This window comes from Sodalis sp. (in: enterobacteria) (genome assembly GCF_047607725.1).
Classification (GTDB): domain Bacteria; phylum Pseudomonadota; class Gammaproteobacteria; order Enterobacterales; family Enterobacteriaceae; genus JBLKSS01.
In genome coordinates this window covers 1-7016 of record NZ_JBLKSS010000109.1, presented here as the reverse complement: position 1 = coordinate 7016, position 7016 = coordinate 1, and the positions used below count along the sequence as shown (strand labels likewise).

At 57.2% G+C, this 7016-nt stretch carries 8 protein-coding genes and 1 pseudogene; 7 read left to right on the top strand and 2 right to left on the bottom strand.

Annotation, left to right across the window (positions count from 1 at the left end; genetic code table 11):
* Positions 1–474: 474 nt before the first annotated feature.
* Together ACMX3H_RS09970 and ACMX3H_RS09965 are read left to right on the top strand one after the other, a co-directional pair.
* Positions 475–720 (top strand): LysR family transcriptional regulator, encoded by a 246-nt coding sequence (locus ACMX3H_RS09970; protein WP_415210703.1) that lies wholly within the window; start codon positions 475–477, stop codon positions 718–720.
* 36 nt (positions 721–756) lie between these two features.
* Entirely contained in the window at positions 757–1428 is a 672-nt protein-coding gene (locus ACMX3H_RS09965) for a LysR substrate-binding domain-containing protein (RefSeq protein ID WP_415210702.1), read from the top strand.
* Here the strand turns inward: ACMX3H_RS09965 and ACMX3H_RS09960 are convergent.
* A complete protein-coding gene (locus ACMX3H_RS09960; protein WP_415210701.1) occupies positions 1425–2597 on the bottom strand; it encodes a citrate/2-methylcitrate synthase in 1173 nt (390 codons plus the stop codon). The two genes, ACMX3H_RS09965 and ACMX3H_RS09960, sit on opposite strands and share 4 nt — an antisense overlap.
* A gap of 243 nt (positions 2598–2840) precedes the next feature.
* On the opposite strand from ACMX3H_RS09960, the gene ACMX3H_RS09955 reads away from it, so the two are divergent.
* The 5 genes and pseudogenes from ACMX3H_RS09955 (at position 2841) to ACMX3H_RS09935 (ending at position 6838) form a co-directional block, all read left to right on the top strand.
* Positions 2841–3383, top strand: a complete 543-nt coding sequence (locus tag ACMX3H_RS09955) for a M20/M25/M40 family metallo-hydrolase (protein WP_415210700.1) — start codon at positions 2841–2843, stop codon at positions 3381–3383.
* Positions 3337–3930, top strand: a complete 594-nt coding sequence (locus ACMX3H_RS09950; protein WP_415210699.1) for a peptidase dimerization domain-containing protein — start codon at positions 3337–3339, stop codon at positions 3928–3930. The genes ACMX3H_RS09955 and ACMX3H_RS09950 overlap by 47 nt, the downstream gene beginning before the upstream one ends.
* 87 nt (positions 3931–4017) lie before the next feature.
* Positions 4018–5610 carry an ABC transporter substrate-binding protein gene (locus tag ACMX3H_RS09945; protein WP_415210698.1) on the top strand — a complete coding sequence of 531 codons (1593 nt, stop codon included), beginning with the start codon at positions 4018–4020 and terminating at the stop codon, positions 5608–5610.
* 27 nt (positions 5611–5637) lie between these two features.
* A pseudogene (locus ACMX3H_RS09940) lies at positions 5638–6581 on the top strand (ABC transporter permease).
* Between the two features lie 8 nt (positions 6582–6589).
* The gene (locus tag ACMX3H_RS09935) at positions 6590–6838 is read left to right on the top strand and encodes a hypothetical protein (RefSeq protein ID WP_415210697.1); all 249 of its coding nucleotides are present in this window, start codon (positions 6590–6592) and stop codon (positions 6836–6838) included.
* Positions 6839–6864: 26 nt separating this feature from the next.
* On the opposite strand, the gene ACMX3H_RS09930 is transcribed toward ACMX3H_RS09935, so the two are convergent.
* Positions 6865–7016, bottom strand: a 152-nt coding sequence (locus ACMX3H_RS09930) for a transposase domain-containing protein (protein ID WP_415210704.1), incomplete at its 5' end; no start/stop codon positions are given.

Here is a 7016-nt window from a genome sequence, read left to right as displayed (position 1 = left end):
ATCATCGCCGGATTATCCATGATCTGACAGCCGTCCCTTATAGGATGCGGGTTCACTAGGCATCGTAGTGGAACATATTCTTACCGGGCCATACAACAAACCCACCAATAATTCAAGACGTCCTCCACGGGGCGCTTACTGATCGAATATCACTGGAATGGGTGATCGAAAAATATCGGAATAACTGATCGGATGTCGCCGGAACAGATGATCGGATACGTCGGAATCTGCACCTGTGTCACCTGTAGATCTTTTGCTATCAGGGGGAGGAGGCCAATCGGCAGATATTCCGTCGTCTGAGAAACAAATGCCCTCAACATTAATATCAACAGTGCCTTCAACATGCGATGTTCACTTCTCTCTTTGCAAGCGTAGGGGCATTAACAGTATCCTGAAGCGGATTGCTGAAAAACAAGCTTCTATTCACGACTTTCGTGAAAAATAATCACTAGCGCGGAGACGGCATGGCGCAGATTGGATAATCTCGACATTTTTGTTCAGGTCGTCAAATCAGGCAGTTTTGTGGCGGCCGCCAGGGTCACCGGCCTCTCTCCTTCGGCGGTGAGCAAAGCCATTACCCGCCTGGAACAGCACCTTGCCACCCGGCTGATGAACCGCAACACCCGCAGCATGGCGCTGACGACGGAGGGTATGCGCTTTTATGAGCGCTACGTCGGGATCCTCAGCGCCGTCGAGGTGGCCAGAAATGAGCTGCTGTAGGCCAACCATGCCCCTTCCGGCACGCTATGGATAAGTTTGGCCCAGGAAAGTCAGGCGTTCCCGTGGATGACGACGTTCGCCGTCAGATACCCTGAGATCGTGCTTGATCTCGATTTCAGCGACCGCCTGGTCGACGTGATTGAAGAAGGCTATGACGTCGCGTTACGCAGTGGCCATGTCGCCGATTCGCGCTTGATGGCGCGCAAAATCACCACCTTCAGCTCCAGCGTGGTGGCGTCACCAGCCTATCTCAACCGGGCAGGAATGCCCGAGACGCCAGCGGATTTGGCAGGGCATGCCTGTGTACATTACCGTTTTCCCCACAGCGGTAAGCTGGAACTGTGGCAACTGAAGACCTTTTCTCCCGCCCAGTTTGCCGCGCTACCGTTGACAATGGTGTACAACAACATGCATGCGCTGCGGGATTTTGCCAGAAAGGGGTTGGGACTCGCCTGGCTTCCCGATTATTACGTACAAGATGATCTCCGGCGTGGGTCGCTGGTTGGCTTGCTGGAGGGATTTTCCGAACGCTGTGAGCCCTTATGGACGCTTTGGCCCGCGGGGCCGTTTATGCCGCTCAAAAGCCGCGTGTTTATTGATTTCCTGTGTGAATCGCTGGGGGACGGGGGGGGCGCCGGGCGCGAGGGTGCGGCGCTGGCGCCAATGAAGGGAACGTCACCGTCCCACGAAGGGCGGCGGGAAAACTAACGTCCCGCGCTGGCGCGTGGACGGATTCGGATACCGCTCATTTTTTGCTCCATGGCATGGGATATCCAACCGACGGACTGGCCGGTAATGAACATCGCCTCAGCAGCCCCCACCAGCAGGTGATACACCTGCTCAACGATGACCAGCGCCAATTCTATATAGGGTTTTAAGCCCGTGATTTGGCCGATGGCCTCGATTGTCCGGGCGACGGGAGCCGGAACCCTGAGGTGAGAAAGAATCTCCCGGGCGCGCGGAGCGCCATCCGGATAAAGGCGGTGGAAAAACCCCGCTACTGGCACGCCGGTCCGGGTCAGGGAGGCGATGAGCGGGGTGGGATCATCTTCCGCCATAACCTGGCGCAACAGTTCTCTGGTCTCCAGCACCACGCCAGAATGTTCATAACCGCAATAGGCCGTCAGACCGGTAAGCAGGCAGGTTGCCAGATCGACATCGGTGGACACCGCGACGCGCACCGAAAATGAGGACGTATTCAATTCATGCTCCGCGCCGCACACCAGCACGCGTCGGATGACATCCGCGGCGGCGGGCGCGTGCCAGCAGGCGGCGAGCGCCTCATGCAAAGGGCGTTCGACATCGGGCGTCCCGGTGACGACGGCGGCAGCCATGGCCTGCACCAGCTGCGCCGCCAACACAGAGGTATCGTCGGCGTCTTTCAGAACGCGGCGCACAAACGACATGAGCGTAATGGCCCGATCGATAACCGGATCATCCCTAAGCCGCTCTGCCGCCTCAGACCAGCCGGGGATGTCCGCATGGGTAAAACGGGCGTCGGCAAACGGATTTACCGGCGCGTTCCATAGCAGCATCGCCACGTCTTCCAACGTACTCGCATCGGCCAGTTCAAGAATATTTCGTCCGCGGTAGGTCAGCATGCCATTTTGAATCTGGCTGATGCGGGTTTCCAGTACCGGCAATCCCCAGCTCAAGGCGGTAGCCGCGGCCGCAGAAGGCTTGCGCGCCAGGGTTTTCTGCCAAATAAGCCGTTCAATATCCGCCGTGGAATACAGTCTGGTGCGGGTATTGCCGGGCTGGGCCTCTGAATGGATAAGGCCCCGGCTTACGTAGGAATATAACGTCGCAAAACTCACTCTTAATCGGCGGGTGGCTTCACCGGCGTCGATCATTCCATGGTTATCGCTTTCGTCCATCGTCCTGCCCTAGATACATAAATATGTCATATGTTGAATTATTGATTCAAGATTGACCGAGTTTCAAGCAACAAATATCGTTATCTCGCTAACATAAGAGAAGTCATATTCTCCCAATACCTCTACATCCGGGCCACATACCGCAGCGGGTTTTGGCGTGAATTCACAGCGTGAATCCCCTCCTAAGCCTATTTCCTTTGGCCGGTCTGCCCTTGTGGAGCGCAAAGTAGGAGCTTATTTCTTATGGAACCTGACCTCACCGCGATAATGCGGCTTGTTGAACGCAATGCCAAACGGCTGCTGGACGAAGCGGTCGCTATTGCGACCATTCCGGCCCCTTCCTTTAACGAAGCCAAACGCGGTGCGCATATCGCGCGGCGCTTTTCCGAAGTGGGGCTGACCGATGTGGCCATCGACGAGATCGGCAATGTAACGGGACGTCGCGCCGGTAATGGGCCGCGCGTTATGGTCGTTTCCCATATGGATACCGTCTTTCCTCTCGAAACACCCCTGCAACCGCGTATCGAGGGCGATCACCTCTATTGTCCCGGTATTCGGGATAACTCCGCCACGGTGGCGAATCTCATCAGCCTTGCTCGTCTGTTGCAGGAGAGCAACCTGTCCCTGCCCTGCGATTTGATCCTGGCGAGCAGCGTGTGTGAAGAGGGATTGGGCGATCTGCGCGGCATTCGCCGGTTGATGGCCACCTGGGGTGATAATGTTGACGCCGTGGTGGCCTATGACGGCGATCTGGGCACGGTGGCTTTATGGCGGCGCCGGCAGTAAAAGATACAAGATCACCTACCGGGCCGAAGGCGGCCATAGTTTCTCCGCTTTTGGCAACCCGAGCGCGGTGCATGGCCTGGCTGCCGCCTGCGCCCGTTTTTGCCAAATCCCGGTGCCGCGCGATCCTAAAACCACGCTGAATGTCGGCAAGTTTAACGGCGGTGTGTCGGTCAATGTCATTGCACAAGAGGCGGTGGCGGTGATCGGTATGCGCTCCGTTTCCCAGGTAGAACTGGAAAAGGTCGCCACCGCGGCACGCGATATTTTCCAGACGACGGCGCAGGAATTCGGCTGTCAGCACGACATCGAGCAAGTGGGCGACCGTCCCGGTGGGGGTATCGATGCAGCGCACCCGCTGATTCGCACCGCCTGTGACGTCTTAACGGCGATGGGCATCACCCCCAACAAAACCTACTCCAGCACCGACGTGAATATCCCCTTGTCCCTCGGTATCCCCGCCGTATCCATCGGCTCCAGCCTGGGAAAAGGCGTCCATTCGGTGGGCGAAAGTCTGCACGTTCCATCTATGGTTCCCGGCCTGCAATAGCTTATCCAATTTTTGTCCCGGCTCGATAGCACCGTCATTCCGTCCCGTAGCCGGACCTGATTGAGCAACATCAAAGAGAGGGTTCAGATGTCCACGACTACACCGCATGATGTTATGTGCTTATCCCGCCGGTCATTGCTGGCAACGCTTGCGCGTACGGTTGCGCTCGCGGCGCTCGCCGTTGCGTGCGGCGTCTTCACGCTGCCGGTCATCAGTAACCCGGCGCTTTGGCCTTTGATTGGCGGCGTGCAGAACGTCATGGTGAACCGCGTGTTGTTCAACAACTTGACCACTTACGGCGATCCGGGGCAAAAAGTGGTGGGCGATCTCGCCGAAAGCTGGACGGTGGCCGAAGATGGACTGAATTGGACGTTTAATCTGCGTAAAAATGTGAAGTGGCATGACGGTACGGCCTTCACGGCGGACGATGTCATTTTCGCCATTAATAAGGTCTGGCTGAATTCAGAAATCAGTTTCCCGCAGCGCTCCAATTTCACCATGTTGGTCCGGGCGGAAAAATTGGATGATTATAGCGTCAAATTGGTCACCACCGATCCCACCCCCGCCTTGCCGGTGCTGCTGGGTTACCTGGCGCCAATACTCCCCGTACACAGCCTGGGCGATTGGACGCCCGAGCAATTCACGCAGCCCGCGGCGTTTTCCAAACGCCCCATCGGTACCGGGCCGTTTCAATTCGCCGAGTTCGTTCCTGGCTCCTATGTCCGCCTGGCGCGGTTTGATGACTTCTTTGGCGGCAAGCCGCAGTTGGACGCCGTGGCATTCAAAGTCATGCCCGATCTTGAGCAGCAATTCGCCCAGCTGCAAAGCGGGCAGCTCGATTGGATGCTGATCGAGCCCTACCAGATGGATGCCATCAAAGCTAATTCCAAGCTGCGGGTCAACGAAGTGCTGTCGAATACCTACTTCTTCGTGAGCCTGAATAACCAGGTTTTCCCGTTCAATGATAAGCAGGTGCGGCAGGCGTTGGCCTATGCCACCGATCGCCGTTCCATTATCGACAGCAGCCTGTACGGTATGGCGGAGCCGGCGGCCTCCCCCATTACGCCGGTGCTCGCTAAGTACCATAACAGCAGCGTTAAACGTTATGACTTCGATTTAGCGCGGGCCGCGCAGATTTTGGATGATGCCGGTTGGAAAGTCGGCGCCCGCGGCATCAGAAGCAAAGACGGTAAGCCATTGAAATTTTTGCTTGAGGTGGACGTGGGCAATATGACCCGCCAACAGATCGCGCTGATCTTGCAGGATACCTGGAAGAAACTGGGCGTCGACGTCACCCTGAAAGCTGGTGATTTCGGCGCGCTGGTTCAGCGGTTACGCGCGAAACCTTCCGATGTTCAGGAGGCGATTACTTGGTATATCACTGCACCCAATCCGGACATCATCACCTACTACGGCACCAACAGGTCGTTGAATATTGCCAAGTATTCCAATCCACAAACCGACGCGCTGCTGGAAAAAGGCCGCCTGACGGTAGACGAGGGCGAGCGCATCAACATTTACCAGCGGGTACAGGAAATTATCGCCGACGATGCGCCGGTGATTTTCCTGTATTACGCCCACGACATTGAATGTCTCTCCTCCGCCATCCACGGCTGGTCGCCCACGTTGGGATATCGCTACAGCCTGGGTGAACTCGCCGACGTTCGGCGGGACCGATAACGGCATTGACTCAACAAGGTGGCGCTGATGGTACGGTATTTTGTACGCCGATTGTTAAGCGCGGCGGTGCTTCTCCTGGTGGTGTCTTTTGTGGCTTTCATGCTTATCACGATGGCGTCCGGCGGCCCCTCGATTCTTATCGATCCCAGCATGTCGCCGGAAGATGCGGCATTGATGAAGAAGCTTATGGGACTGGACCAGCCCTTTATCGTCCAGTACGGACACTGGCTGAGCGGCATTCTGCGGGGGGATTTCGGCCCGTCGCTCAGCGTCCGGTTACCCGTCGCGGGCATTATCGCACAGCAATTGCCCAATACCCTGTTGCTGGCGGCCTGTTCGCTGGTGGCCGCCGTGCTGCTCTCGGTTCCTCTTGGTGTGATATCGGCCAGACGGCGCAACAGTCCGTTTGATCATGCCACGGTGATGTTCAGTTTCTTCGGTTTGTCGGTACCGCCGTTCTGGTTTGGGCTGATTTTGGTGATTGTTTTTGCCATCAAACTGCCGTGGCTGCCGGCGGGGGCATGATAAGCGAAGGCGGGGGCGGATTTCTGGACGTGGTCCGTCATCTGGTGCTGCCCACGCTGGTCCTGGCCGTGGCCAATATGGCGGAGCTGGTGCGCTATACCCGCTCGGCCATGATCACGGTATTAAAGGAAGATTTTATCCGCACCGCCCGTGCGAAAGGCGTGAGCGAGCGCGTCACGATTTACAAACATGCGTTGGCCAACGCCTTGATACCGGTCGTCACGGTGATTGGATTGCTGATCCCCCGGCTGTTCGGCGGCGCGGCGATCACCGAAACCGTTTTCGGCTGGCCCGGTATGGGGCAGCTTGCCGTGCGTGCCGCTTTTGAACGGGATTATCCGGTCATTATGGAGGTGACGCTGGTGACCTCCGCCATTGTCATCATCGCCAGTTTTATCGTGGATGTGTTGTATGCGTGGATCGATCCGCGCATCTCATTAGAGTGAGGACCGCTATGACGCTGCAACAGATACAGCCGTTAGCCGACGCCGCGGCGCCGGCGAGCCGTTCACCAGGCCGGCGGGCATTGCGCCGTTTTGGTCGCAATAAAGGTGCGGTGATGGCTTTGCTTCTGCTTATCGTACTCAGCCTGGGCGCTGCGCTGGCGCCGGTTATCGCGCCTTTCCCGCCAAACCAGATGTCGTTGCGCGACCGCATGCAGCAGCCGGGGTTAACCCACTTGTTGGGGACGGATGAGAAGTAAGCGTACGCCCAGCGCCGTATTGACAGTTATTCAGCAGTGATGGTGAGGTTCCACGGCAGGAGCTCTTTGATTTTGTTGATGGGATGATCCGCGATAATCGCCAGCACATGGCGCAGATACGCTTCCGGCTCCACGCCGTTCAGTTTGCAACTGCCGATCAGCGTATACATCAGCGCCG